The following is a 26,713-nucleotide window of genomic DNA, read 5'->3' as shown; positions in this document are numbered from 1 at the left end:
AGACCCGCGCTGAACTGACTGCCGCTATCGCGAGCAGGCTCACTCCTACATTTGATCGGTGGTGTCAGGCCTTGCCCGGCCAGGCGCTGACGAATTCGGTCAGATCAACCTTCTCCGCCACACGCGGCTCTTTCTGCGGCGTGCCGAGGTACAGGAAGGCTATCACCTCTTCGCCTTCCGCCAGACCCAAACCTTTGGCCACATGCTTGGAATACGCCAGATCACCGGTACGCCACACCGCACCAATCCCCTGCGCATAGGCCGCCAGCAGAATCCCGTGAGCCGCACACCCCGCCGCCAGCAACTGCTCGGACTTCGGATACTTGACGTGTTCCTGCAGCTTCGCGATCACCACGACCACCAGCGGCGCCCGCAGCGGGCCGTTGCGCGCCTTGTCGATCATCGCTTCAGTGACTTCGCCTTCCTGCATCTGCGCCGCTTCGGCCAGCAACTCGCCCATTTGCTCACGTGCCGCGCCTTCGACGGTGAGGAAACGGTACGGCTGCAAGTGGCCGTGATCCGGTGCGCGCAGGGCTGCGCCAAACAGGGCTTCGCGCTGCTCGGCGGTAGGGGCCGGTTCGACCAGGCGTGGAACGGAAACACGGTTGAGCAAAGCGTCGAGAGCCTGCATCGGCCACCTCCTGAGAAAAATGTGCGGCTATTCTAGCGGTATCCGGCAACAGGGTGCCGGTTTACATGCCCTGCCCCACGGGTAGAATGGCGCCCTTCCTACATCAGCCCGAGCGGACTTCATGGCGTTGCCGACCTTACGGATCATTGGTTTCATCATCGGCATCTTCCTGATCACCCTGGCCATCGCCATGGTTGTGCCCATGGCCACCCTGGTGATTTTCGAGCGCACCAGCGATCTGCCGTCGTTCCTCTGGGCGAGCATGATCACTTTCCTCGCCGGCCTCGCACTGGTGATCCCCGGCCGCCCCGAGCACATTCACCTGCGCCCGCGCGACATGTACCTGCTGACCGTCAGCAGCTGGCTGGTGGTGTGCATTTTCGCCGCGCTGCCGTTTTTGCTGACCCAGCACATCAGCTACACCGATTCGTTCTTCGAAAGCATGTCCGGCATCACCGCCACCGGCTCGACCGTGCTCAGCGGGCTCGACACCATGTCCCCGGGGATTCTGATGTGGCGCTCGCTGCTGCACTGGCTCGGCGGCATCGGCTTCATCGGCATGGCGGTGGCGATTCTGCCGTTGCTGCGCATCGGCGGCATGCGCCTGTTCCAGACCGAATCGTCCGACCGCTCGGAAAAGGTCATGCCGCGCTCGCATATGGTGGCACGCCTGATTGTGGCGGCCTACGTCGGTATCACCATCCTCGGCAGCCTGGCGTTCTGGTGGGCCGGGATGAGCCCGTTCGATGCGATCAACCACGCGATGTCGGCGATTTCCACCGGCGGTTTCTCGACCTCCGACCAGTCCCTGGCGAAGTGGACGCAACCGGCGGTGCACTGGGTCGCGGTGGTCGTGATGATTCTCGGCAGCCTGCCGTTCACGCTATACGTGGCGACCATGCGCGGCAACCGTCGTGCGCTGATCAAGGATCAGCAAGTGCAGGGTTTGCTCGGCATGTTGCTGGTGACCTGGCTGGTGCTCGGCACCTGGTATTGGTGGACCACCAAGCTGCACTGGCTGGAAGCGCTGCGGCACGTGGCGCTGAACGTAACGTCGGTGGTCACCACCACCGGTTTTGCCCTCGGCGACTACAGCCTGTGGGGCAATTTCTCGCTGATGCTGTTTTTCTATCTGGGCTTTGTCGGCGGCTGCTCCGGCTCGACGGCGGGCGGGATCAAGATCTTCCGTTTCCAGGTCGCCTACATCCTGCTCAAGGCCAACCTTAACCAGCTGATTCACCCGCGCGCGGTGATCAAGCAAAAGTACAACGGCCACCGTCTCGACGAAGAGATCGTGCGTTCGATCCTGACCTTCTCGTTCTTCTTCGCCATCACCATCTGCGTGATCGCCCTGCTGCTGTCGCTGCTCGGCGTCGACTGGATGACCGCACTGACCGGCGCTGCCAGCACCGTGTCCGGCGTCGGCCCGGGCCTGGGCGAGACCATCGGCCCGGCGGGCAACTTTGCCACCTTGCCGGATGCCGCGAAGTGGATTCTGTCGTTCGGCATGCTGCTCGGCCGACTGGAGATCATTACGGTGTTTGTGCTGTGTATTCCGGCCTTTTGGCGTCACTGACCGGCGCCTGCAACAGCCGCGCCCGGTAATCGCCGGGCGTGGTGTCGAACCAGCGGCGGAACGCACGGAAGAAGTTGCTCGGATCGGCAAACCCCAGCAGATAGGCAATCTCCAGCAAGGTCATGTTCGGCTGCGCCAGATACTGCTCGGCCAGTTCGCGGCGGGTGTCGTCGAGCAACTGCTGAAAACTGGTGCCCTCCTCCTGCAAACGGCGCTGCAAGGTGCGCTGCGACAGATGCAGGGTCTGCGCCACGGTATCGCGCTTGGGTTCGCCCTGCGGCAGTAAACGGCATAACACCTGGCGCGCCTTGTGGGTCACGCGGTTTTCAGAGAATCGCGCCAGGTATTCCCCGGCAAACCGGTCGTGCAGCAGCGCCATGGCTTCGTTGGCGGTGGGCAGCGGTGCTTCCATGTCGGCCCGTTCGAAAATCAGCGCGTCGTAAGGCGAGTTGAACATCAAGGGGGCATGGAAAGCTTGCCGGTAGGGTTGCAAGTCTGCGGGCTCGTCGCCCTGAAACAGCACTTTGACCGGATGCAGGGTGCGCCCGGTCAACCAGCCGCACAGACCCAGCGCGCAGGCCAGCGAGGCTTCAGCGCTCTGCCGGGTCGGTGGCAGGTGATCGCCATGCACCGTCAGAATCAGCGCATAGCCTTCTTCGAGCAGACGAAAACTCAGGTCGGCGCTCTCGGCGATGATCCGCTGATAACGCACCAGGCGTTGAAAGCCTTCGGCCAGGGTGTTGCTCGACATCAAGGCGTAGCCGGCAACGTGGAACGAGGCCGGGCGCACTACTTTGCCCATGTTCAGGCCGATCGCCGGGTTGCCGGACAGCTCGACCGCCCGTTGCCAGAGGCGGGTCATGGAATCTTGCGGGAAGCGCGCATCCGGATCATTCAGGGCGGCGTAATCGAGCCCCAGTTGCTTGAACAGTACCCGGCAATCCAGGCCGTCCATCTCCAATGCTTTGACAATCCCCATCGCCCAGCTTGCAGAAGTCGTTCGTTCGCTCATGGCGTTATTCTTTTACATGATGGATCGCATGTTACGACCCGATTTGCGAAGGATACTAAAGTGGCGCCCATTGTCACTGGCTGATACCAGTGTTCACTCTAGACTCAAATAAGCTACCCGCCGAACAACTTGCCGTCAGAACAATAACCACAGAGATCGCAGTCGTGGAAAACATCAAGCAATTCAACACCTTCGCCGAGTTCTACCCGTATTACCTCAGCGAACACGCCAACAGTACCTGCCGACGATTGCATTTCATCGGCACCACGCTGGTGATTTTCATTCTGGCCATGACCATCGCCAAAGGCGCCTGGCTGCTGTTGCTGGCCCTGCCGCTGGCCGGTTACAGCTTTGCCTGGGTCGGCCACTTCTTCTTTGAAAAGAACCGTCCGGCGACTTTCCAGCATCCGCTGTACAGCCTGCTCGGCGATTTCGTCATGTACCGCGACATGATCCTCGGCCGCGTGGCGTTCTGAACCCCGACCCATCAGGAGGCTTGCCGATGAACGCCAATGCCCGCTTCACTCACATGCAGGACGGCACGCAGGAAGACTGGGCGATCATCGCCGCGGACTTCAGCGCCTACGCTCGGCAATTGCCGTCGCGGATCATCGCGCACCTGAAGTTGCTCGAAGGCGATTTCGGCGGCTTCCCGGTAGATCGCCTGACCCATTCGCTGCAAACCGCGACCCGCGCCTATCGCGACGGGCGTGACGAGGAATACGTGGTCTGTGCGCTGCTGCATGATATTGGCGACACCCTCGGCTCCTACAACCACCCGGACATCGCGGCGGCGATTCTCAAACCGTTCGTCAGTGCCGAGAATCTGTGGATGGTCGAGAAGCACGGGATCTTTCAGGGTTATTACTTCTTCCATCACCTGGGCATGGATCGGCATCTGCGCGAGCAATTCGCCGCGCATCCGCAGTATCAGGCCACGGCGGAATTTTGCGCCAGGTACGATGCGGCGGCGTTCGACCCGGCCTATGAAACCCTGCCGCTGAGCTTCTTCGAGCCGATGATGGAGCGGCTGTTTGCCCAGCCGAAGCACTCGATCTACAAGGCGGCGATGGAAGAACACAGCCCGGCCTGAGAACACCACAGATCAATGTGGGAGGGGGCTTGCTCCCGAAGGCGGTGTGTCAGATAAACATGTACTTACTGATACACCGCATTCGGGAGCAAGCCCCCTCCCACAGGAGATATCTGGGGTCTAGGCAATCTCGGCAACCTTGGCCGCCTTGAGCTGCGCCTCCCGCGCCTGTGCATCCGCCAGGCGATACAGCTCGATCGTGCCATCCCAGTGCTCGATCAACGCCGTGCACGACTCCACCCAATCGCCGCAGTTGAGGTAATCCACCTCACCGACTTTACGAATCTCGGCATGGTGAATATGCCCGCACACTACGCCGTGCAATTCGCGTTTCACGCATTCGTGGGCGATGGCTTCTTCGAAGTCGCTGATGAAGCTCACAGCCGTCTTCACCTTGTGCTTGAGGTACGCCGACAACGACCAGTAGCCGTAGCCATAACGCGCTCGCCAGTGGTTGAGCCAGCGGTTGAGGGTCAAGGTGAATTCGTAGGCAGAGTCGCCAAGAAAGGCCAACCAGCGGTGATAACGGGTGATCACGTCGAACTGGTCGCCATGGATCACCAGCAGGTGCCGGCCATCCGCCGTGACATGCACCGCCTCATCGACCAACTGGATGTTGCCGAGGATCAGCTTCGAATAACGGCGCAGGAATTCGTCGTGGTTGCCGGTGACGTAGATCACCTCGGTGCCGCGCTTGCTCATGGTCAGCAGGCGACGGATCACGTTGGTGTGGGCTTGCGGCCAGTACATGCCGCCGCGCAGCTTCCAGCCGTCGATGATGTCACCGACCAGGTAGATCTTGTCGGCGTGGTAGCCCTTGAGAAATTGCGACAAGTGCTCGGCCTGGCAATCCCGCGTGCCCAGGTGCACGTCGGAAATCCACAAGGTACGCACCCGTTGTTTGCGGCTGGGTCTGGCGAGCTCGGCGCTGGTCATGGGCAACCCTCTGCGATGTTTTCGCCACTGTGCACGTGCCGGGTGAATCGACCATGACAGACAGGCGTCAGTCGTGTGACAGCGCGCAAGCCCGTCGCCCCGGTGTAGACTGGCGCTCACTTCGGAGACTTCTTCCATGCGCCCGATCCTCACTCTGCGCCAATACACCCACGACCTGATCGTCCACAGCCACGACCACGCGCAACTGGTGTTCGGGCTGTCCGGCGCGCTGGATTTCGAAGTCGAGGGTCAGGGCAGCCAGGTGCGTCAGCAGAGTTTCGTGGTCGTCCCCGGTGGCGCGCATCATGCCTGCGGCAGCCCCGATGGCAGCCGTTGTCTGGTGCTGGACGTGCCGGACGGGCCATGGCTGAACGACTCACTGGGCGAGCACGCCGACGCCAGTCAGCGCTTGCTCGACCAGCCTGCGCGATTGTCGCTTGATGCCGGGCAAAGCCAATTGGTCCACTGGCTGGCACACAGCCCGGTCAGCGATCCGCTGATCGCCCAGCAAGGCGCGGTGTTGCTGCTGGCCAGCCTGAATCACGCCAGACCTGCCGAACATTCGGCGCGGCGCCTGCCCTACGCAGCGCTGGATGCGCACATCGAACAATACGCCGCCTACCCGCTGCAGGTGGCCGATCTGGCGCAGATCGCCGGGCTGTCCAGCGCCCGCCTGCATGCGCGGTTCATGGCTGAATGCGGGCAGACGCCGATGGACTACATTCGCAGCCGGCGCCTGCACAAGGCAGTCTGCCTGCTGCGCGACACGGCGCTGCCCATCGGTGAGATCGCCAGTCGGGTCGGCTACAGTTCGCAAAGCGCGTTCGCGGCGGCGGTGCTGCGCGAGTTCGGCGCGTCACCGGGGCAGTTGCGCCGCGACTCCTGCGACAAAAAACGCTAGTTCGCCGACAGACTTCTGCGCCGCAACACGTTTCAATGGGCAACATTGAAACCGTGTTCGGATTAAGGATTGCAATGACTCCGCGTACCGCCCTCGGCGCCCTGCATATCGGCGCTTTAATGTTCGGCCTGACCGGTGTGTTCGGCAAACTCGCGGCCGCCTCACCGGCGGTGATCGTCTTCGGACGTGCAGCGTTTGCCGTGCTCGCCCTGGCCTTTTTTGCCCGCTTCGCCAGTCAGCACGGCTGGCGGACACTGCAGGCGGTCGACTGGCGGCGTCTGGCGCTCAGCGGCGTGTTGCTGGCCGGGCACTGGGTGAGTTTTTTCATCGCGGTGAAGGTCGCCGGCGTGGCCATCGCGACCCTGGGCTTTACCAGTTTCCCGGCGTTCACCGTGATTCTCGAAGGGCTGATTTTCCGCGAACGCATCCGCGCCAATGAAATCGTGCTGGTGGTGCTGGTCAGCGTCGGTCTGGTGCTGGTGACCCCGGCGTTCGATCTGGCCAGCGGCGCCACCACCGGGTTGCTCTGGGCGGTGCTGTCGGGCTTGCTGTTCGCCCTGCTGTCGCTGACCAACCGCGCCAGCTCCGGACGCATCCCGGCGGTGCAGGCCGCATTGTGCCAGAACGTGGTGGTGGCGCTGTGTCTGCTGCCGGTGGCTGCGCCGCAACTGAGCGAAGTGCGCGCGCTGGACTGGCTGTGGATCGGCCTGCTCGGGGTGTTTTGCACCGGTGTCGCCCACAGCCTGTTTGTCGCCAGCCTCGCGGTGATCAAGGCGCGCACCGCCGCCGTGGTGTTCGCCATGGAGCCGGTCTACGGAATCACCGTCGCCTGGTTGCTGTTCGATGAAAACCCGACCGTGCGCATGCTGATCGGGGGGGCGCTGATCATCATCGCCATCGTGGTCTCGGCGCGGATGTCAGGCAGCGCCGACAAGAAAACCGTGGCTGCCGAAGCCGCGTCTCACTGAGTGCGGTCGTTGTGGCCGAGGTCGCGCTCAGGGTCGATCTGATCGCGCACCCGCTGCTTGAGCACCTTGGCCTCTGGAAAACCACCGTCGGCCTTGCGCTCCCAGATCTGCACGTCGTCGCAGCTGATGTGAAACACCCCGCCGGTGCCGGGCACCAGCGAGACCTTGCCGAGGTCATCGCCGAAAGTGCTGAGCAGCTCCTGCGCCAGCCACGCGGCGCGCAGCAGCCACTGGCATTGGGTACAATAAGTGATGACGATTTCCGGTTTTGCAGCAGACAAGTTCGCTGAAACTCCTGAGACAGAGGGCGCCGCTATAATAGCCGGCTTTATCGCTTGCCCCGAGACTCACCATGCGCCGTTTGCTGTTCTGCCTGTTCCTTGGCTTGTTGCCATTGTTTGTGAATGCCGCCGAAACACCCCGCCCTAAAGTCGGCCTGGTGCTGTCCGGTGGCGCCGCCCGTGGCCTGGCGCACATCGGCGTGCTCAAGGCGCTTGAGGAGCAAGGCATCAAGATCGATGCGATTGCCGGTACCAGCATGGGCGCGGTGGTTGGTGGCCTGTATGCCTCGGGCTACAAGATCGACGAACTGGAAAAACTCGCGCTGAACATCGACTGGCAGCAGGCGCTGTCCGACGCACCGCCCCGCGAAGACGTGCCGTTTCGCCGCAAGCAGGACGACCGCGACTTTCTGGTGAAACAGCAGCTGAGTTTTCGCGATGACGGTAGCCTCGGCCTGCCGCTGGGGGTGATTCAGGGCCAGAACCTGGCGCTGATGCTGGAAAGCCTGTTGGCGCACACCAGTGACACCCGCGACTTCGACAAACTGCCCATACCGTTCCGCGCCGTCGCCACCGACATCGCCAATGGCGAAAAAGTGGTGTTCCGCAAAGGCCACCTGCCGCAGGTGATCCGCGCCAGCATGTCGATTCCGGCGGTGTTTGCCCCGGTCGAACTGGACGGGCGGCTGCTGGTGGACGGTGGCATGACTGACAACATCCCGCTCGACGTCGCGCGGGAGATGGGTGTCGACGTGGCAATCGTGGTCGACATCGGTACGCCGCTGCGCAACCGCAAACAACTGACGACCGTGGTTGATGTGCTGAACCAGTCGATCACCCTGATGACCCGGCGCAACTCCGAAGAGCAACTGGCCGCCCTCAAACCCACCGACGTGCTGATCCAGCCGGCGCTGGCGGCATTCGGCGTGACCGATTTCGGCAAGGCCCAGGAAATGATCGACGCCGGTTACCGCGCCACGCGGATTCTCGACGCCCGCCTCGCTCAGCTCAAACCTCAGCAATCTCAAGACGCCGAACTCAATGCGGCCCGCGCCCCAGGCCAGCGCACGCCGATCATCACCGCGATCAGGGTCGAGAACGATTCGAAAGTCGGCGATGAGGTGATTCGCTATTACATCCGTCAGCCGATCGGCGAGCCGCTGGACCTGGGCCGACTGCACTCGGACATGGGCACGCTGTACGGCCTCGATTACTTCGAACAGGTGCAGTACCGCGTGGTGCACAAGGGCCAGGATCACACGCTGGTGATCAGCGCCCGGGGCAAACGCAGCGGCACCGATTACCTGCGGGTCGGCCTGAACCTGTCAGACGATATGCGCGGTGATAGCGCCTTCAACCTCGGCGCCAGCTACCGCATCAACGGCATCAACCGCCTCGGCGCGGAATGGCTGACCCGCGCACAAATCGGCGACAAACAGGAGCTCTACACCGAGTTCTATCAGCCGCTGGACGTTGGCTCGCGCTACTTCGTCGCCCCGTATGCTGCGTTTGAAGCGCAGAACGTCGATGCTGTGCTCGACAACGACCCGATCGCCCAATACCGCGTCGAACGCTACGGTTTCGGCCTCAATTTCGGCCGGCAGATCGGCAATAACGGTGAAATCCGCTTCGGGGTCGGCGAGGCCTGGGGCAAAGCGGATGTGCGCATCGGCGATCAGGACTTGCCGAGAGAAAACTTCACTGAAGGGTTCTACTCGCTGAAGTACTCGTTCGACTCGCTGGACAACGTCTACTTTCCCCACGAGGGCAAGGACGTCAGCCTGACCCTGATGCAATTCGAACCGGGCCTCGGCTCGGACACGCGCTACCGGCAGTGGGAATTCAAGCTCGATAAAGCCATGAGCCATGGCCCGGATACGCTGATTCTCGGCGGCCGTTATGGCCGAACGCTGGACGATGCCAATGTGGTGACGTCGAGCTTCCTGCTCGGCGGTGCGCGACAGTTGTCGGGCTTTCGCGAGGATTCGATTTCCGGGCAGAACGTCAGCCTGATGCGCGCGGTGTATTACCGCCGGTTGACGCCGCGTTCCTATCTGCCGCTGGACTTCCCGCTGTATGCCGGGGCTTCGCTGGAGCGTGGGCGGGCGTGGAACAACGACAATGAATTCGACAGCGGCTACATCAATGCCGCCAGTGTGTTTATCGGCTTCGATACGCCGTTGGGGCCGCTGAACTTCACCTATGGCTTGAATGATGCGAATGAGCAGGCGGTTTATCTGAATCTGGGGCAGACGTTCTGATCATTCAAATGGATCTATATTGCCTGCCAGGCCGCCTTCGCGAGCAAGCCCGCTCCCACACTGAAACGCATTCCAACTGTGGGAGCGGGCTTGCTCGCGAAGGCGATAGTTCAGTCAGCGAACAATTCCGCTGACTCAACCTTCAGCGAATCCCCGCCAATAACGTCCGCGCCGTTTGCTTGAGGGGTTCATCCCCTTCCTTGAGCAACTCATTAAGCAAGGCAATCGCACTGTCGATATCTCCATCATCAATGCAGGTCTGTGCCTGTTCGAGTTTCTCCGAGCCGTGTTCCGGCTCAGTCGCCGCTAGATCCAGCGGCTCCAGCGCCAGCGACTCGCCCGGGTCGCCGAATTCGTTAAGAAAGTCATCGTCCAGCGGCTGCGCGTCCGGTTCGGGGATCCACTCCAGCTCCGCCTCTTCGCTGGCCACCGTTTCGGGCAGCTCGAAGTCCGGCGGCAGGATCTCGAGATCGGAGTTCGATGCAGTCCGCTCTACGGGCTGCTCAGGTGTCAAACGACTGTCTTCAAGATCCCAACTGGACGCCATCGACAGCTCACCCAGATTCAACTCGAAATCATCCTCGGCCGCCGGTGGCGCAGGCGCCACCGCTGCGGCGGCGGCAATTGGCAGCACCGGGGTTATCGGCGCGGCGCCGGTCAATTTTGGATGCCGTTCACGGATCGCGGCCAGTTGCTGAGGATCCACCCCGGCATCACGCAGGCGATGTTCCTGTTGTTCATAAGCAGCGCTGTCGCCCTGCCGCCCCAACACTTCGAGCAATTGCACACCCAATTCGATGCGCTCGGGCTCCTTGTCCATGGCATTGCGCAACAACCCGACCGCCTCACTCAAACGCCCATAAGCCAGATAGATCCCCACCGCCTCCAGCACATCGCCGGCCGCCGGTTCTTCACGGTGTTCGGTGGCTGCGCGGATGCTCGCCGATTGAGTGGTTGGCGGGTCTTCAGGATCTGTTTGCCGATCTGCCGGCAGAGCTGCCAGTGGCGCCGCGCCCTCCACCAGTTGCCGCCGACGTCGTACGAACAGCCCGGCACCCAATAATCCCAGCAGCATCAGCAAGCCACCGAGCAGCGGCCAGTTGAGACCATCGTCGGCAGCTTCAGGCGCGGTGGTGACTGGCGCGGGAGTTGGCGGCGTGAGGGCCGGTGCCGGCGGCTGTTGCAGTTCGCTCAAACGCGTTTGCAGATCACTGATCTGCTTTTTGCCGTCGGCTAGCTGGATATCCTGCGCCTGCAATTTTGTGTTGAGTTCCTCGACGGTCTTTTGCAGCTGCTGATTGAGCAACACGCTGGCCGCCAATTGCTCGGCCACGGCATCGTTGGCTGCCGCCGCCGAAGCGGGTGGCGCTGAAGGGGCGGCGTCGCGCTTGCCCTGAGCAGCCTGAGGCGCCGCCGTGGCAGGTTCGACGGTGGGAAATTCAGAAGATTGCGGACGTGGATCGGGCTCGTCGGTGGCCGGCACGATGCTCGGTGATCCGGGCGGATCGATCAGCAGCGTGTACTCGCGCAACAAGCGGCCATTGGGCTGATTGAGCTGCACCAGAAAATTCAGAAAGGGTTCATTGACCGGTTTGCGCGAGGTCACCCGGATCATCTGGCGATTGCCATGCAGGATCGGGGTGAACCTGAGGTCATTGAGGAAGAACACCCGCTCGACCCCGGCCCGACCGAATTCATCCGCGGTGGCCAGGCTGGCCGAGAGGTCGCTGGCACTGAGGCCCGCGGCATCCACCAGGGCGATGTCGGCCTTGAGCGGCTGATTGAGGGCCGAATGGACGGTAATGTCCCCCAACCCCAGCGCCATCGACCAGGTCGAATAGCTGAATACACCAGCGACCAGCAGCCATCTGGTGCCACCGCGCAGTACAACGTGCCGACTTGCGAGCATGAGCATCCCTTAAATAAGCAAAACCGGTTTCTATGCGTTCGCACATCCGGTACGAACACGATATTGCCCAGTAGTTCTTATAGTCTGCTCTGCGCGATCCCTCAAAAAACCGGCGCGCGGTTTATGCCTCAAGATTTTTCCAGGTTGCCCAGAATGTGCCCGTGAACGCGCATGCACACCTTCAGATCCGCCTCGTCGACGCCTTCGAACAATTCGTGACGCAACTGCGTGGCAATGGTTTCGATTTGTTCGATCAGCGGCAACGCCGGGGCGCAGAGCACGATTTTTTTCGCCCGGCGGTCTTCCATCACCGACTGACGTTGCACCAGGCCCTGGCTTTCCAGGCTGTCGAGCAAGCGCGCGAGGGTCGGCCCTTCGACACCGACGCTTTGCGCCAGCTCACGTTGGGTCGGCGCGTCTTCGAAACGCGCCAGATGCAGCAGCACCAGCCAGCGTGCCTGGGACAAGCCCAGACCGGCCAGCCGGCGATCCAGTTCGGCACGCCAGCCACGAGACATCTGGGCCAATTGCATGCCAAAGCGGTGTTGATCGGTTAACGGCATAAAACACTCATGAGTAGACTGACAAATAGAGAAAAACTAATTATTAGTCAGCTAAGCATGACATTTGGCTATAGGCAAGAGCCGACCTGTACTGAATCGTTACAACTGCCTGACGGTTGGCGCAATCGCCCTCTTACATTTCGAATTCCGATTGCAGCGCAGCCCTTACGCAGTAAAGAACGCCTTCCGGAACCCGACCGGCGAACAGCTCGGCCACTTCGGCGACCGACGGCAACTCGCCCTCGCCGTCGAGGAACGCGTCCTGCACTTCGCCCATCAGTTCTTCAGGCAAGTCGAGCGCCTGCTCCAGCGACAACTGTTGCTTGCCAATGGCCTCGGCGAGCATGGTGTAGACGTTCTTTTCCGAGCATTGCAACTGCCCGGCGATCTGCATCGGGGTCATGCCGGCGCGGGCCAGGGTGATCAGTTCGTGACGCACATCGGCCACCACTTTCGGCGCCTCGGCCTCGCCGCCAAGCACTTCGAGGAAGGCTTCGCCGTAACGTTCCAGCTTGCGCGCACCAACACCGCTGACCCGCGCCATGTCGGCCAGCGAGGTCGGCTGGCTGCGGAGCATTTCCAGCAGGGTCGAATCGGGGAAGATGACGTACGGTGGCACGCCATGCTCTTCGGCGAGTTTGCGCCGCAGTGCACGCAAGGCTTCCCACTGTTCGCGCTCTTCGCCACGCACCAGCTGACTGGCCGGACTCTTGCTGGCGGTCTTGGCGGTGACTTGCGGCTTGAGGTCGCGGCGCAGCTCCAGGCTCACTTCGCCCTTGAGCAATGGCCGGCAGGTATCGCTCAGGCGCAGGCCACCGTAGCCTTCATGATCGACGTCAGCCAGACCACGCGCCACCAGTTGCCGGAACAACGAGCGCCATTCGCTCTCGCTCAGCGCCTTGCCGACGCCGTACACCGACAGGTGCTGATGGCCAAAGCTGCGGACCTTTTCGTTGTCCTTGCCCAGCAACACGTCCACCAGATGGCCGACGCCATAGCGCTGGCCGGTGCGATAGATCGCCGACAGCGCCTGGCGCGCCGGCTCGGTGGCGTCCCAGGTCTGCACGCCGTCGACGCAGTTGTCGCAGTGGCCGCACGGCTCGGGCATGTCTTCGTCGAAATACGCCAACAGCGTCTGCCGGCGGCAGCGGGTTTCTTCGCAGAGCGAGAGCATCGCATCGAGTTTGTGCTGCTCCAGACGCTTGTGGCGCTCATCGCCTTCGGAGTTCTGCAGCATCTGCTTGAGCATCACCACGTCTTGCAGACCGTAGGCCATCCACGCATCCGCCGGCAGGCCATCACGGCCGCCGCGCCCGGTTTCCTGGTAATAGGCTTCCAGGGATTTCGGCAGATCGAGGTGTGCGACGAAGCGCACGTTGGGCTTGTCGATGCCCATGCCGAACGCCACGGTGGCGACCATGATCAGGCCTTCTTCGTTGAGGAAGCGCTTCTGGTGATAGGCGCGCAAATCGTTGGGCAGGCCGGCGTGATACGGCAGCGCCGGGAAGCCCTGCTCGCTGAGGAACGCGGCAACTTCCTCGACCTTCTTGCGCGACAGGCAGTAGACGATGCCGGCATCGCTGCGCCGCTCGGCAAGGAACGCGAGCAACTGCTTGCGCGGCTGTTCCTTGGGCACGATGCGGTAGAAGATGTTCGGGCGGTCGAAGCTCGACAGGAAACGCTCGGCGTTCTGCAAGTGCAGGCGGGTGACGATTTCTTCGCGGGTACGCTTGTCGGCGGTGGCAGTCAGGGCGATGCGCGGCACGTCGGGGAACATTTCCGCCAACTGGCCCAGTTGCAGGTATTCCGGGCGGAAATCATGGCCCCATTGCGACACACAGTGCGCTTCGTCGATGGCGAACAGGGCGATGTTCAAGCCTTGCAGGAACGACAGCATGCGCGGCTGCACCAGACGCTCGGGCGCCAGATAGAGCATCTTCACTTCACCACGCTTGATCCGTGCCGCCAGATCGCGCTGCTGTTCGGCGCTCAACGTGGAATTCAGCGCAGCGGCGGCCACGCCCAGCTCTTCGAGGGTGGCGACCTGATCGTCCATCAAGGCGATCAACGGCGACACCACCACCGCCAGGCCTTCGCGCAGCAGCGCCGGCACCTGGAAGCACAGGGACTTGCCGCCACCGGTAGGCATCAGCACCAGCGCATCACCGCCGCTGGCCACGCGCTCAATGATTGCACCCTGACGGCCACGGAAACTGTCGTAGCCGAAGATGTCCTTGAGGACGCGTTGAGCCTGTTCGAGCATAAAAACTCCAAAAATCTACCGAAACATCCCTGCACAGGCTGGTTCAGGACAGCCACAGCTGCTTAAACAAAACGTAAGAACGCATTGCAATGACAGCCGCAATACGCGCAGGGAGCGCAAAACGCGGCAGTATACCCGAGCGTTCCCCGGCACAGGGTGCCGCTGATAAGACTCCGCTAGCCGCCAACACGAAAACCCTGTGGGATATTCGTGTTGCCTGTAATTGCGGCAAATCTGCCGTGCGGCTGGCTTGAGCGCTCAAGAAGGCCTAGAATTCCCGCATTGTTTATTCCCCCAAGGTAGCCCCGTAATGTCCTTCGCTGAGCAACTAACCCGCCTGCAAGTCTTTCTCGACGCCGACGAGCTGCACGAAGAGGCGCTGGATTACGTGGCCGCCCACGGTTACCTGACCGCCCTGTCAATCTGTGCAGAAGACGTACCGGAGCGTGAGTGGATCGACGCCCTGTTCGCCGAAGAGCCGCATTACAGCAGCGAAGCCCAGCGCGAAGAAATCGAAGCCACCCTGATTGGTCTCAAGGCACACATCGCCCGCCAATTGGCGTCCGACGAAGAATTCGAACTGCCGTGTGACCTGGACCTGGGCGACGAGCCGGACGACTCTGAACTGCGCGGCTGGTGCATCGGCTTCATGGAAGGCGTATTCCTGCGTGAAGCGGCCTGGTTCGAAACCGCTGAAGAAGAAGTCAGCGAAATGCTCCTGCCGATCATGGTCGGTTCGGGCTTGTTCGACGAGCAGCCAGAGTTCGAAGACATCGCCAAGGACGCCAACCTGATGGACGACATGATCGTGCAGATCCCGGAAGCCCTGACCGCGCTGTACCTGCTGTGCCAGGCGCCAGACGAAAAACCGGCGATCCTCAAGCCACGTCACCACTAAGATCCGGCCTATGGACAACCCCATAGGCAACCGCTCCCTGATGTTGCGCTACTTCCTGCTGGCCGTCGGCTGGCTCAGCGTGGCATTGGGGGTGATCGGGATTTTCCTGCCGGTTCTGCCCACAACCCCTTTCCTTTTGCTGGCGGCCGCCTGTTTCGCCCGCAGCTCTCCGCGTTTCTATCAATGGCTGGTCGAACACCCAAAGCTCGGGCCATGGATTCGTGACTATCTCGACGGCAACGGCATACCACTCAAGGGCAAGGTCTACGCGATCGGGCTGATGTGGGCGAGCATTCTGTTCTCGTGCTACCTGGTGCCACTGCCGTGGGCGCGGGGGTTCATGTTGACCAGTGCGGTGTTGGTGACGGTGTACATCCTTCGGCAAAAGACTTTGGATAAATCCTGAATACCGCCGCCCCCGCTACATCTGCATTTATCCCCGAGACAGCGCCTCAGGCCGTCTGTTTCGTGTGTTTCGAGCCAGTTATCCAAGTGCCCTGCCACTGACCGCTCGTCGGACAAAACCTCCTACCTGTTATTTCTGACAGTTGGCAGCACTCGCCATATCAGGCCCAATCAATCAACGCCTTCCTCGCAGAGCCACCTGTCCTTCGCTGAGGTTTTTCGTCATGACGCACTTTCACTCCTTCCTGTTTCCACGCTTGCAGACTGAGATTCCGGGGCTGAAACTGCGTCCCTTGCGGATTTCGGCCATGATAGAGCCGATCGTCAATGGGGACGGCGGTATAAACTGCAAAACCTACTACCAGTTTCCCGACGGTTTGTTCTGCTCCGTCGATGCCTACGCCGAACCCATGCGCAAAGGTGACACGCTCGATATCTATTGGGGCAAGGACCACAAGATCTTTACCCGGGTTCTGCAGGACGACGAAGACGGCAGCAACCAACCGGTGTTTTTCTTCCTGCCTGTGACGAACATCCTTCCCGGCTGGGTCGACGAGGTCTACTACGTACTGACCCGCGCAGGCAGCACCAGCCCCGACGAGCCCGCCACGCCCTTGCGAATATTGGTGAAGCTGGATCTGCCAGGCGGCAAAGACGATGAACCCCATTTGCCCGGACATGCAAAATTGCACATCGTGCAGCTGCCGCGCGACGTCATCGTTAACGGTGTGGATGCGGTTTGGGCAGCCAAGGGTGTGCCGATGGTTATTCCTCGCTACCCGAACATCGCCGTGCGCGACGTTATCCAGGTGCAATGGGGCAATGCGTTCTTGCCACCTCATACCGTCAGCGCCGATGAGGCAGCCGGCACGGCACCTATCGAGATCACCGCACACAAGGACGATATTGTGGCCGGTGGCGACGGCAACGCGCAGGTGGTGCATTACGGGATCCATGACGAGGTATTCAACCACTCCGAGAAGTGGTCGCTGAGGACCCCAGTCAAAGTCATGTCCGGAATCCGGCAGCTGGATGAGCCGATTATCCAGGAGTCAGTCAACGGCATCATTGATCTCGACCAATTGAACAATCGCGATGTCAACGTGCATGTTCGCGCCTCCACCAGTGATTTCGAGGTGGGTGACACCGTCACCATGACCTGGGTAGGCACACCACCCACCGGTGCTCCGTTGCCCAACCGACAATCCCAGAGGGTGGAAAGCTTCCCCAGCATCCTCATGTTTCAGATTCCGAATGCGCAGGTCCGGGCGATTGCCATGGGAACCGCAGACGTATCGTATGTGCGCTACAAAAAGGACGATGGCTCTGCGCTCCCCTCCAGGCACGAACTCGCCAGCGTGGAAGGCCGGATCCCCGCGCCAGTCTTAAGCGAAGCCGCGGGCAATACGGTGCGCGCCGATATCACATCGGCCACCGTGAACATTCAGTACCCGGGCATGACCGCGGACGATATCGTCGACATGGCCTGGCTGGGCACCAAGGCCAATGGCATTCCCTACTTGTATGAGGCTCGGCACATCGTCAGCCCGGAGGACGTGGAACATCATCTCGTGACCTTGTACGTGCCGGGAAAACATCTGCGGGTGCTGGAGAACGGTGCACTGAATCTGTTCTACCGCGTTTCCCGTGACGGGCCGCACTGGCGGGGCACGCATGAGTCCGGGCATCAGGAAATCAACGTGTTGCGATTCACCTGAGTCGCAGGTGTCAGGTCAACCCGCCGGCCCGGACAGCGGGTTGCCCGGCAGGCCAGTACAAAAAAACGCCCGGCAGGTGCGAGGCGTTTTTCAGGTATTCGCATCATGACGCGGCTTACCAGGTCCAGCGCACTCCGAAACTCAAGTCATACGGTTTCTCGATGGACTTGCCATGGCTGTAGTCGTAACCGGCATACACCTGCAGGTCCTTGGTCAATGCCACTGCAACGCCTGCGCCCAGCACACCACGGGTGCCAGACAAGTCGTTGTTGAACTGATTATCAGCGTTGACCGTCACGCGGTTGTTATTGATGAACTCGTGCTGCACCGCAACGCGCACATAAGGCTGGGCGACCATGCCATTGCCCATGTTGAAGTTGCGGCCCACCGTGGTTCCCGCTTCACCCAGCACCGAGCGGCTGCGATCGCCGTCGGCCTGCATGTCATTGTCCAGGTCGAAGCTGCGCCCGCGAATCAGCGCAGTCGACAGTTTGCCGTACGGCCCGATGTAGTAGCCGTTGCCCAGGGTGATCTGACGCCCGAACTCCGCCGAGGCGCTTATGCCGGAGTTGTCATAACTGCCCTTGGCCCGCGTGCCATCGCTCATGCCGACTTTCGTATCGTTCTGAAAGCGGTTGAACTTGAGCAGCGCATCAAAGTAGTAACCGCTCTGCTTGTTCATCCAGGTCACGTAAGGGCCCAGATAGTAGCTGTCGACCGTACCCGAAGTCCCCTGTGCGACGTCCAGGTTGGTATGGCTGTAGCCGCCCATGATCCCGGCCACCCACAGACTGTCGCCCAGGTGCGTATCCGCCCCCAGAGAAAGTCCTTGCTGGGTCTGCTGATAACCCACGCCGGAAGCGGCGCTGATGTTGTACTTGTTGCCGTAGGTGCGCATCCACAGGCCGGTGTCACCCCCATTGAAACGCAACTCGCCCATGCGGCTGCGCAATGTTCCCGCCTCGGCATACAACAGCGTCACCGGAGCGTTGAACAGCGCCAGTACCGATTTCGCCCCGGGGCTGATGGTCTTGGTGGTCGGGTCGAGAAACCATTCCGTACCGCTCTCCCCCACTTCTCGCCGATCAAGTTTATAAGACCAGGTACCCAGATCGACATGCCCGCCTCTCAGGGCAAATTGCGCGTCGCCGGCGGCGGTGTGCACCAGGGTCAACTGCTGCGGGCTCAGCGCGTCCAGACCGGAAGCGGCCACCAGTAATCCGAATTGCCCGCTGGCAACGTCCGTGACATTGAGGAAGTCGTGCTGACCGGTGGCGAAATTGCCCTTCATTTCGACCGTACTGGAACCATCCGGAGAGCCGGTCAGCGTGCCGACGTTCAACTGGTAGAAGCTATCTGGCACATCCTGCGCACCAAAGCGCACCGTCCCGCCATTCATGGCGAGTGTTCCTACAGTGTCAGCGCCTGTCAGGGTCCAGCTAGAACCGCTGTTGACGGTCACGCCGTTGACCTTGTCGAGACGGCCGGTCAGTTGCGAGTTGTTCTGCAGGGTGACGTTGGCGGTCGAACCGCTTTCGACCAGCACATCGCCCTTCATGTTGCCCTGATCGAAGGTGAGATTGGCGGTACTGTTGCCGGTGACGTTGACGTTGCCTTGCAGCGTGCTGTCGCGGACAGACATGCCCGCGGTGGAAGCGCCCTGCACCGTCAGCACGTTGCCGTTGCCCCCCGTCAGGGAGGACTGGTTCAACACCTCAAGGGTGGCATTGATGCCCTTGTCCACAAGAATCGCATCACCGGTGCGGCCTTCCACACTGGCGTTGTCGAGCCGCAGTGAATTGTTGCCCAGGCCCGAGGGATCCCTGCCCATAGTCACCCCGGTCTTGTCGCCGCTGATAACCGTGTTTGCGGAGGCGCGTACATCCCCCCCCAATATGTTCAGGCCGGTACTGTCAGCCCCTGTGCCCGTCACCTGACTGTTGATGAGCGTGAGCGTGCTCAAGCCGGTGACCTGAGCACCGATTTCCCCACCCTTGAATTGACTGTCGGTTGCAGTGACCGTGGAGCCCAGGGTCGAGCCGATAGACCGATTGACCGCCAGCCCCATAAAGTCGCTGGTCACGATGGCGCGAGTGAGATCACCCGTGCTGCCGGTTATGCGGATACCCACCAGCCCACTGTCGGCATTGACCGTTGCGCCGTTGATATTCAACGTTGATCCGGACGTGACAGACAGACTCTGGGTGGTGGCCCCCGCGATGTTCAGCACACTTGCGTTGCGTACCAGATAATCGCTCTGTGGTGTGCTTGCATCGATATTCAGCGTATTGCCGTTATCGACAATAACGGCGGCAAAAGAATGCCCGCCGGTAAAAAAAAATGCTGGCAGCACGACCAGCATTTTAAAGAGTCCTGCCGCAGCATTTTTTTGCAGCGAAACATGGTTTTTGTTCATGACGTGGCTTCCTGAATGTTCATCACCTCACATCTTTCAGAGGAAACGCCAAAAGACTGTAAGAGGCGCGAACAATACCTATCCGGGTCAAGCAAAAATGTAGGAGAAGTCCTAGATCCGGACGGAAAAGTCCTTTCCCGCTCGAGGAATGATCCGCCTGTTTCAGCAACCGTTTCAGCGAGGACACGGGAGGCGTAGCGGCCTCCCGTGTTTCCTTTGAAACGCATTGAATCAGGTAGGCAACGGGCAACTTCCGCCATCACCCGGATTGACCAGGTACACCCTGACCAAATGCTGTTTGGAGGTCGTCTCACGTCCGTTAATGACAGCCTTATATTTGACGCCACCCCACGCATTCAGAGTCGCGAGCAAGGGCGCGTATGGGATCTTCACAATGAAGCCGGACGCGGCCTCCTGATCTGTCGGTGTGTAGAACACCTCCTTGTCTGTCCCGGGTTTGGTGTTTGCACCGCCGTCGTCGGTATAACCCTGATAGGTGAATGTCAGCTCTTGATTCGCCAGTGCCAATTCCCCGCCCGGGACCCGCACCTCGACCACCACACCCTCGTTGGGATCCAGGCGCAAGGATTTGCAGTTCAGCCAGTCAGTATAGTTAGGATCAAGGTGTAAAAATGCCGGATCAGGGACAGTGTCCACTTGAATCTCCACATCCACCTCCTGAGGTTCTGAAATATCTACGTTGTCGTTCAGCGGATGACCGATGACGTAAGCCATCGGGTGCTTTGGATTACCATTACCTGCCGCCGCAATAACGTCCCACTTCACTTTCCACTCAAGCGATGTGGGGATAACGTCTGGAATCGTAACGAGGCCACCATCCTCCTCAGAAACAAGCTGGCCCGCATATACAAGTTGAACGGTGTCATATTCCTTGGCGCCGCCATAGGTATTGACCGTAACAGTAACGTCCCCATCTTTGTCGGCTTCTCGCAACTCATTGGCAGGGCCTCCGGAATCACCCTGAACCGTCACCAACGCCAGATTTGGATTGGTCGGGTCTGGATTATTCGGATCAATTGGCAGACCGGGCTTTCGCATATCAACCTTAACTTCTTTGGAAATCGGAGTTGGCGGGTAATAGGTGCTGCCGCGTTTGATTTGGTACTCGGCGTCTACAGTTTTTTCACCAGGGTCGTCTTTGAACACGTCTTTGAATGAAATATCGACGTAAACCGGGAAACCGTTGATGAGCTTCGCCATCTGCGGAATGCCGTCGTAGGTCACCACCAACTCATCTCCCGGCAAGTAGTGGGTGTATTCTTCAAGGATTCCCACGCCCAAAGGCGTTTGCGCATCCGTCAGATCGACCAGACCGTCCTTGTCAAGCAGCGGAATATCAAGGGGCAACAGCCCCTCGGGTGGATCTGTCAGAACGACCGTAACAAGGACTGATGGAGAAATAGCACTTAGGTTTCCCTTACGGTCGGTGATTCTGAAAAAAATCGCGTGAGTCCCTTCATCTCGCTTGAATACATCATCAGCGGTAAGTTCAAGAAAGATCTCAGTGGTGGTATCAATCCTGGTGATCGAATCGACAACCTCTGCCAACGGTATCGAGTCCCCATATAACACCTCTATAAAATCGCCAATCCTCATATCTCCATAATCAGGAATCTTAATAGCTACGTGACCAATGTCGTCCAGATATTTTTTGGTAATACCTTCATCTATCACTTCCTGCGGAAGAATAACCGGAAAAAACGGGTGTGGAGGAGTTCTGTCAATATTGCACTCCAACGGTTCAGAGTTGCTCTCATTACCGCCTTGATCGATAAAGTATCCCAACTCATGTGTCCCCGGCCTATCGGTGAATCCGGCAGGAAACGTCATGTCGATTTCAAGAATATCGGCGTCCAGCGGCGTCACATAATTGTATCGAGTAGATACTATCGGACTTCCGTCAAACGTCAGATCAATGAAGCCCGGTATTTCCTTCGTGTCGTCAGCATCCGCAGGCCTCGGAACCAGACACTTGAAAGGTTTTCCCTGCAGGCTCAGCGGAATCTGATTGGTTTCATCATCCGACGTATCGCTTAGAAATGCGTTATCTGGATGCACTTTGATGATGGGTGCAGGTACTTTTGTAACAGCACGGCGAACTTTCAGATAATCGACCCGACTTTGTTCAGCGGGCGTCAATGGTTGACGACTTGCCATTTTTCAGCTCCTTCAGAAACGGGCTTTATCTGCCCGGGATTTTGTCAAACAACGAACGCCCAAAACGCGGGCACAACACTCTCTGTCAGCCCCGAATAAATACTCGTGACTGTCCCGGCTAAAACCGGCTAATGCACTTTAATGAATCAATTACCCGTTACGGTTCCGTACAGGTTTCATTAGTGGGTGAACACACTGCACCACTGGGCATGGTTCTATTGATAATCACGAAATCTTTTTTTGAAACACCCTGCCCACCCGTAAACTTCTTCAAGGTGTAATGACATAACGCCGAACCCCGGTTTTGCATCGGCGCTATCAATCTTTCGTAATCGGTCACATGCACTTCAAAACCGTTTCTTGCCTGATCCGCACTCAAAGTGGTGAAGAACGGTTGCGCGGCCCCGGGAATGGGCGTGGTGCCATTCGGTCCCGCGCATCCCTGCCAGAACAACGTCACGATGTCCTTCTCGTCAAACGCCGGGTTGCCTTCAATCCTCACGCGCACCCGCTCCCAGAGACGCGGTTTCGCACAGCAGTCAAGCGTCCCTTCGATGCCAGCGTCAGGGAACGAAGGCTCTTGGAGACCTTCGATAATGATGATCGACACCTTGACGGGCGTGAATGGCGCCAACTGCTGGTTGATGCCATTGCTGGTGGTGTAATGGACCGGCAACGCCGGGTTCAGCCGGTCCTGGTCAATGACCGCCCATGGAATATTGAACGGCACTCTCTTGCCGGCAACGTCACCGGTCTGGACGATGTATCTCGCCACGGGCGTACTGATGCTCCCCCAATAAACTTCGATCGTGTGTCCTCGTTCGGGTGCGTCGAACAAGGTCAGGAAGCCGTCGGCGTCCTCGCCGAAATCTTCGGTAAGCAATGTGTTCAGCACCTTGGAGTTGGCGCCGTAGATCTCCAGCAAGGCAAGCTTGGGGTTCAACAACGCCGGCGCATTGGCGTGATCCTGGCCTGCCACCGTCAGGTTCACCGATACCAGGGTTTCCATTGATGGTTTGCTATCGACGCCCCCTGAACGCACGCGGTAAGTGACACGAGCATTCACCGGACCCAGCCCCTTGGCTGTGAGCGCACTCCACGGCACAGGGATCACGCAAGGAAAATTGGCCGGGTCGACATCTTGCGGCGGCAGAACAGTGCCATCCCAGTCCAGCAGTACCTGATCGCCGCTCAACGGATTGTCATAGGCATCGATTTCGACCGTCACCGCCCCTTGATTGACCGCCCCCTCCCGGGCGTGCTGACGATCGATCAAGCCTCTGTCCGACAGGGGAATGCGCGGAGGCTTGTGAATGGGTGCCCCCGGGGTCAGATCGACGAACACAGGCAGCAACCGCGAGCGCGGTCCCCGGTTTCCGGCCCAGTCGCGCAAGCGATAATAGATGTATCGCTGCCCATGACCACGCAGGCGAATTTCGTCTGCGTAGACGGTGATGATGAGTTGATCGTTATCGATATCAAGCTGACTGAACGCCTGCTCGCGGATTTCGGTTTCGAAGTCCGGTGGCGTGTTGGTGTCCGTCCAGTAATAAATCGCCCGGTCACGAGCCTTTACGTCCAGATAGAGGCGTACTTTGAAACGAACCTGACCGTGCTCGTCCAAATAGTCATCGGTGATGTCGCCCTCAAGATCCAGCAGCTCCAGCATCGCCGGTTCCTGGCCGTCATCCGGCGGCACTCTATCGACAGTGATGGTTTTTTTCAGCGATTCCGCGTCGTTGCCACCAATCACGAGCTTGTACGACAGGTCGTAAACGCCAGGTGCCAGGTCCCCTTGAGGCACCGAAACAATCTTGTCACCCGGATCAATAGGAATATCGAACGGGAACACCCCCGCCGTGTCGTCATCAAAGGGAAGCCCCCGTCGCCTGAAGCCCACCCACACGACGTCTTTTACGAAATGCGGATCTGTCGAGAAATCCCACGCCGGAATCGTGATTTTCAAATCGCGATTCAATACATCGCGAGGTAATAGCCCGTCCGGGCTCTCATTACCCTCTTCGTCTTTCAGGATATCCGGAACAATCGGTTCTGGAATAACCACAAGACTTGTTTCGTCATCGCCGCGCGCGTGTTGCGGATCCATCGACGACTCTTCTGGGGGCACCATTGCGAAACTCCACGGCAATTGAGCGGACAGTGTTCTCGCGCAGGGCAGTCGTGAAGATAAAACGGGCCGTTGACTGACGATGGCGTGGAACGTTTGTGACCCAATTAGATGCCTGCCGGAAAAAGCTGACTACTGTCAGAAATACTAGGTTTGCTTACCGTTTGTCGGGAAGTCGCTGGAAATAACTGAACAGTCAGCTCAGCGTGAGGCTGCATTTTTGTTGAGCAGAAGGGGGTTCACCGCAGAGTCGACTTCTCTGCGGTAGCGCCTACTGGGAAGCAGTTTCAGGCATGCAAAACCCGCCCCCCGACCGTTCATCGCAAATACGTCCTTACCTGTAATTTCTGACAGTAGCCAACGCTCGCCACCTGCCCCTAAATAACTTCCAGCGTCTTCTTTGCCCCCCACGACTCTGGAGTCTTCAGCATGCTTATTCAGCGCCCTCGCCTCCCGGCCCCAAAGTCTCTGCGGCAACTGGAAATACCCGACCGTACGCAGCCGGCCCTGGAGGGGGGGGTGTGGGGGATCAATATTGCCGCCGCGCAGTTGCTGGCGCCCGACAAGGGGCTGAAAGTCTATTGCCCACCCTGGAACCTTATGGGTTTAGGTGACCACATCGAGTTGCTGCTCGACGGTGTTCAGGTCGACCAGACCACCCTCGTCAAGCCAGGGGATGTCGGCGAGCGTGTCACCCTGTATGTCCCGCCCCAGAAGTTCGTGACCGGGGCCTATACGCTGCAATATCGGGTCAAGGTATTCGAACAGACTCCGGAAACTTCGCTGCCTCCGGTGAATATCTTCGTCAAACTCGACCGGCCCGGCGGCAAGGATGAAAACGGCAGTGCCCCGGGGCATTCCGAGCTGTACATGTACATCGATCCGCGGATCATCAACGATGGCGTGGACAAGGAAACCGCCGAAACCGGCCTCGACATCATCATCCAGGCCAAACCCGGCAGCAGCAGCCTGTTGCCCTACCCCAACATGGCCGTGGGTGACCGCTGCAAATTGACCTGGGGTGGCTGGTTTGTGTATTCGCCACGGGTGACCCAGGATCACATCGATGACCCGCAAGGCCATCCACTGATCATCCATGTCGACAAGGCCACCATCCTCGCCGCCGGCGATACCGATAGTCTGGCCGTAGCCTTTGAAGTACACGACATTGTCGACAACCGCTCCGAAGACTGGTGCGCCGCAGTAGAGATTGCCGTCGATACCGGCAACACGCGCCTGTCGCCTCCCATGGTCAAAGAGGCCTTCAATAGCGTTGTGGACATGGACAAACTGGGGGATGCGCCGCTGACCTTGCAGGTATTGGTCGACGCACCCGACTTCCGGATCGGTGATGTGATCATCGGCCTGGGCAAGGGCACCACGCTGGACGGCGAACCGATCAGCGTTGAAGTCCGCGGCGAGCCGCTCATCAGCGTGGGCAACATCTACGAATTGCCCCTGCCAAGCGCCGACATACGTTTGCTGGCCAAAACCCAGGCCGTGTTCAGTTATCGCGTGGAACGCAGCGGGTCTGATGACCGCGCCTCCAAGGGGCGCTTCGTCAGTATCATCGGAGCAACCCGACGCCTGCTCGCGCCGATTGCCGTGGATGCGCAACAAGGGGCACTCGACCCTGATCGGGTGTACACCACCGCCGTCATCCCCTTTGACCCGATGATGCAGGTGGGCATGGTCATCATTCTGCGCTGGGTCGGCACCCGCCAGGATTTCGGCGTCTACGACCCGGAGCTGAACTGGCACACCCTTAGCAAGGGCGATATCGACGACAAAGAACCGATCCCGATCATCGTCGAAGGCAAACACCTCAAAGCCATCGAGGGCGGTACGCTGGATTTGTTCTACGTGCTAAAGGCCGAGGGCAGCGATGGAGGCATCATTCAGCGCGAGTCACTGCACCATGCTCTGTTGCGGGTGGGTGAACCGCTGCTGGAACTGGTCGCGCCCATCGTCCTCGGTGAGGCCGGCGGAACACTCGAACCCGACGACCTGCCCGGCGGTTCGAGCAAACTGACCGCCCCGGCGGCCGCCGAACCCACCAAAGCGGGTGACAAGGTCACCTATACCTGGCGCGGTTCGAAAACCGGCAAGACCAGCGACTCGGTGCCGATCAATTCGCTCAATGCCGGCAAAGCCATCGATTTCACCCTGAACCCGACCTTCGTCCAGACCCACATCGAACCCAATCGCGGCGGCACTGTGGACGCGATGTATGAAATCCTCAGGGTGGCGGCAGGCGCCACGCCGGAACGTGTCAGCTACTCGCGGACGTTGAATTTCACTGTCGGCGAAGCCGTGCTGCTGACCCGGCCGAAGGTTCAGCAGGCCGAGGCCGATGGCACTAGCTTGCAGCCGATCAAGGCCGTGGAAGCCCTGACCGTCAACATCGATTCGCAAGACTTGCTGCTCAGCGATCTGCTCAGCGTGACCTGGACCGGCGCACCCGGCACCGCCGCCGGCGGCTCGCACACCACCCCGGCCAGACCCATCAGTGAAACCACACTGACAATCGAACTGCCGGTCACCGTGCTGGCATTCAACCTGGGCAAAACCGTCAC

19 protein-coding genes and 1 pseudogene are annotated in these 26,713 nt (G+C 59.9%); 10 read left to right on the top strand and 10 right to left on the bottom strand.

Annotated features, from left to right (window positions below):
* Nucleotides 1-64: 64 nt before the first annotated feature.
* Nucleotides 65-631 (bottom strand): nitroreductase family protein, encoded by a 567-nt coding sequence (locus tag AC3WMV_RS22350; protein WP_103368140.1) that lies wholly within the window; start codon nucleotides 629-631, stop codon nucleotides 65-67.
* Between the two features lie 121 nt (nucleotides 632-752).
* On the opposite strand from AC3WMV_RS22350, the gene AC3WMV_RS22345 reads away from it, so the two are divergent.
* Nucleotides 753-2,207: a TrkH family potassium uptake protein gene (locus tag AC3WMV_RS22345; protein WP_103368141.1), complete on the top strand. Its 1,455-nt coding sequence runs from the start codon at nucleotides 753-755 to the stop codon at nucleotides 2,205-2,207.
* Here AC3WMV_RS22345 and AC3WMV_RS22340 read toward each other — a convergent pair.
* Entirely contained in the window at nucleotides 2,164-3,219 is a 1,056-nt protein-coding gene (locus tag AC3WMV_RS22340; protein ID WP_207264456.1) for an AraC family transcriptional regulator, read from the bottom strand. The genes AC3WMV_RS22345 and AC3WMV_RS22340 overlap by 44 nt on opposite strands.
* 164 nt (nucleotides 3,220-3,383) lie before the next feature.
* Between AC3WMV_RS22340 and AC3WMV_RS22335 the strand changes: the two genes are divergently transcribed.
* Both AC3WMV_RS22335 and AC3WMV_RS22330 read left to right on the top strand, forming a co-directional pair.
* On the top strand, nucleotides 3,384-3,695 hold the full coding sequence (locus AC3WMV_RS22335) for an Mpo1-like protein (RefSeq protein ID WP_003222750.1): 312 nt from the start codon (nucleotides 3,384-3,386) through the stop codon (nucleotides 3,693-3,695).
* Nucleotides 3,696-3,721: 26 nt separating this feature from the next.
* Nucleotides 3,722-4,312, top strand: a complete 591-nt coding sequence (locus AC3WMV_RS22330) for an HD domain-containing protein (protein ID WP_097090176.1) — start codon at nucleotides 3,722-3,724, stop codon at nucleotides 4,310-4,312.
* A gap of 120 nt (nucleotides 4,313-4,432) precedes the next feature.
* Here AC3WMV_RS22330 and AC3WMV_RS22325 read toward each other — a convergent pair whose 3' ends face one another.
* Nucleotides 4,433-5,248: a UDP-2,3-diacylglucosamine diphosphatase gene (locus AC3WMV_RS22325; RefSeq protein ID WP_041073087.1), complete on the bottom strand. Its 816-nt coding sequence runs from the start codon at nucleotides 5,246-5,248 to the stop codon at nucleotides 4,433-4,435.
* Between the two features lie 136 nt (nucleotides 5,249-5,384).
* Between AC3WMV_RS22325 and AC3WMV_RS22320 the strand changes: the two genes are divergently transcribed.
* Entirely contained in the window at nucleotides 5,385-6,149 is a 765-nt protein-coding gene (locus AC3WMV_RS22320) for an AraC family transcriptional regulator (protein WP_027613983.1), read from the top strand.
* 74 nt (nucleotides 6,150-6,223) lie between these two features.
* The gene (locus tag AC3WMV_RS22315; protein ID WP_027613984.1) at nucleotides 6,224-7,117 is read left to right on the top strand and encodes a DMT family transporter; all 894 of its coding nucleotides are present in this window, start codon (nucleotides 6,224-6,226) and stop codon (nucleotides 7,115-7,117) included.
* Here AC3WMV_RS22315 and AC3WMV_RS22310 read toward each other — a convergent pair.
* Nucleotides 7,111-7,398: an Rdx family protein gene (locus AC3WMV_RS22310; protein ID WP_027613985.1), complete on the bottom strand. Its 288-nt coding sequence runs from the start codon at nucleotides 7,396-7,398 to the stop codon at nucleotides 7,111-7,113. The genes AC3WMV_RS22315 and AC3WMV_RS22310 overlap by 7 nt on opposite strands.
* Nucleotides 7,399-7,469: 71 nt before the next feature.
* Between AC3WMV_RS22310 and AC3WMV_RS22305 the strand changes: the two genes are divergently transcribed.
* Nucleotides 7,470-9,659 carry a patatin-like phospholipase family protein gene (locus AC3WMV_RS22305; protein WP_103368143.1) on the top strand — a complete coding sequence of 730 codons (2,190 nt, stop codon included), beginning with the start codon at nucleotides 7,470-7,472 and terminating at the stop codon, nucleotides 9,657-9,659.
* Between the two features lie 142 nt (nucleotides 9,660-9,801).
* Here AC3WMV_RS22305 and AC3WMV_RS22300 read toward each other — a convergent pair whose 3' ends face one another.
* The 3 genes from AC3WMV_RS22300 to recQ all read right to left on the bottom strand — a co-directional run bounded on the left by AC3WMV_RS22300 (nucleotide 9,802) and on the right by recQ (nucleotide 14,394).
* Nucleotides 9,802-11,568: a motility hub landmark protein FimV gene (locus AC3WMV_RS22300; RefSeq protein WP_103368148.1), complete on the bottom strand. Its 1,767-nt coding sequence runs from the start codon at nucleotides 11,566-11,568 to the stop codon at nucleotides 9,802-9,804.
* Between the two features lie 128 nt (nucleotides 11,569-11,696).
* Complete coding sequence (locus tag AC3WMV_RS22295; RefSeq protein ID WP_027613988.1) at nucleotides 11,697-12,131, bottom strand: MarR family transcriptional regulator; 435 nt, start codon at nucleotides 12,129-12,131, stop codon at nucleotides 11,697-11,699.
* 133 nt (nucleotides 12,132-12,264) lie between these two features.
* A complete protein-coding gene (gene recQ / locus AC3WMV_RS22290; RefSeq protein WP_097090179.1) occupies nucleotides 12,265-14,394 on the bottom strand; it encodes a DNA helicase RecQ in 2,130 nt (709 codons plus the stop codon).
* Between the two features lie 310 nt (nucleotides 14,395-14,704).
* Here recQ and AC3WMV_RS22285 point away from each other — a divergent pair, with 310 nt between their 5' ends.
* From AC3WMV_RS22285 to AC3WMV_RS22275, 3 genes are all read left to right on the top strand, one after another.
* A complete protein-coding gene (locus AC3WMV_RS22285; protein WP_007962155.1) occupies nucleotides 14,705-15,292 on the top strand; it encodes a UPF0149 family protein in 588 nt (195 codons plus the stop codon).
* Nucleotides 15,293-15,302: 10 nt separating this feature from the next.
* Complete coding sequence (locus AC3WMV_RS22280; RefSeq protein ID WP_098967773.1) at nucleotides 15,303-15,698, top strand: YbaN family protein; 396 nt, start codon at nucleotides 15,303-15,305, stop codon at nucleotides 15,696-15,698.
* A gap of 223 nt (nucleotides 15,699-15,921) precedes the next feature.
* Complete coding sequence (locus AC3WMV_RS22275) at nucleotides 15,922-17,415, top strand: hypothetical protein (RefSeq protein ID WP_103368144.1); 1,494 nt, start codon at nucleotides 15,922-15,924, stop codon at nucleotides 17,413-17,415.
* A gap of 115 nt (nucleotides 17,416-17,530) precedes the next feature.
* On the opposite strand, the gene AC3WMV_RS22270 is transcribed toward AC3WMV_RS22275, so the two are convergent.
* From AC3WMV_RS22270 to AC3WMV_RS22260, 3 genes are all read right to left on the bottom strand, one after another.
* Nucleotides 17,531-19,831, bottom strand: a complete 2,301-nt coding sequence (locus AC3WMV_RS22270; protein WP_103368145.1) for an autotransporter outer membrane beta-barrel domain-containing protein — start codon at nucleotides 19,829-19,831, stop codon at nucleotides 17,531-17,533.
* 231 nt (nucleotides 19,832-20,062) lie between these two features.
* A complete protein-coding gene (locus AC3WMV_RS22265; protein ID WP_103368146.1) occupies nucleotides 20,063-22,009 on the bottom strand; it encodes a hypothetical protein in 1,947 nt (648 codons plus the stop codon).
* 157 nt (nucleotides 22,010-22,166) lie between these two features.
* Nucleotides 22,167-24,116: a hypothetical protein gene (locus tag AC3WMV_RS22260; RefSeq protein WP_256584947.1), complete on the bottom strand. Its 1,950-nt coding sequence runs from the start codon at nucleotides 24,114-24,116 to the stop codon at nucleotides 22,167-22,169.
* 540 nt (nucleotides 24,117-24,656) lie between these two features.
* Here AC3WMV_RS22260 and AC3WMV_RS22255 point away from each other — a divergent pair.
* Nucleotides 24,657-26,713 (top strand): annotated as a pseudogene (locus AC3WMV_RS22255) (hypothetical protein); the annotation flags it as partial.

The sequence above is a fragment of the Pseudomonas sp. FW305-3-2-15-E-TSA4 genome, from assembly GCF_058787295.1.
This window is presented reverse-complemented; position numbering and strand designations above follow the sequence as displayed.

Coding starts and splice junctions, on each gene's coding strand:
- AC3WMV_RS22295 (WP_027613988.1), bottom strand. CDS start 12,131: ATGCCGTTAACCGATCAACACCGCTTTGGCATGCAATTGGCCCAGATG.
- AC3WMV_RS22320 (WP_027613983.1), top strand. CDS start 5,385: ATGCGCCCGATCCTCACTCTGCGCCAATACACCCACGACCTGATCGTC.
- AC3WMV_RS22350 (WP_103368140.1), bottom strand. CDS start 631: ATGCAGGCTCTCGACGCTTTGCTCAACCGTGTTTCCGTTCCACGCCTG.
- AC3WMV_RS22345 (WP_103368141.1), top strand. CDS start 753: ATGGCGTTGCCGACCTTACGGATCATTGGTTTCATCATCGGCATCTTC.
- AC3WMV_RS22285 (WP_007962155.1), top strand. CDS start 14,705: ATGTCCTTCGCTGAGCAACTAACCCGCCTGCAAGTCTTTCTCGACGCC.
- recQ (WP_097090179.1), bottom strand. CDS start 14,394: ATGCTCGAACAGGCTCAACGCGTCCTCAAGGACATCTTCGGCTACGAC.
- AC3WMV_RS22265 (WP_103368146.1), bottom strand. CDS start 22,009: ATGGCAAGTCGTCAACCATTGACGCCCGCTGAACAAAGTCGGGTCGAT.
- AC3WMV_RS22325 (WP_041073087.1), bottom strand. CDS start 5,248: ATGACCAGCGCCGAGCTCGCCAGACCCAGCCGCAAACAACGGGTGCGT.
- AC3WMV_RS22340 (WP_207264456.1), bottom strand. CDS start 3,219: ATGAGCGAACGAACGACTTCTGCAAGCTGGGCGATGGGGATTGTCAAA.
- AC3WMV_RS22300 (WP_103368148.1), bottom strand. CDS start 11,568: ATGCTCGCAAGTCGGCACGTTGTACTGCGCGGTGGCACCAGATGGCTG.
- AC3WMV_RS22330 (WP_097090176.1), top strand. CDS start 3,722: ATGAACGCCAATGCCCGCTTCACTCACATGCAGGACGGCACGCAGGAA.
- AC3WMV_RS22260 (WP_256584947.1), bottom strand. CDS start 24,116: ATGGATCCGCAACACGCGCGCGGCGATGACGAAACAAGTCTTGTGGTT.
- AC3WMV_RS22275 (WP_103368144.1), top strand. CDS start 15,922: ATGACGCACTTTCACTCCTTCCTGTTTCCACGCTTGCAGACTGAGATT.
- AC3WMV_RS22280 (WP_098967773.1), top strand. CDS start 15,303: ATGGACAACCCCATAGGCAACCGCTCCCTGATGTTGCGCTACTTCCTG.
- AC3WMV_RS22270 (WP_103368145.1), bottom strand. CDS start 19,831: ATGAACAAAAACCATGTTTCGCTGCAAAAAAATGCTGCGGCAGGACTC.
- AC3WMV_RS22315 (WP_027613984.1), top strand. CDS start 6,224: ATGACTCCGCGTACCGCCCTCGGCGCCCTGCATATCGGCGCTTTAATG.
- AC3WMV_RS22305 (WP_103368143.1), top strand. CDS start 7,470: ATGCGCCGTTTGCTGTTCTGCCTGTTCCTTGGCTTGTTGCCATTGTTT.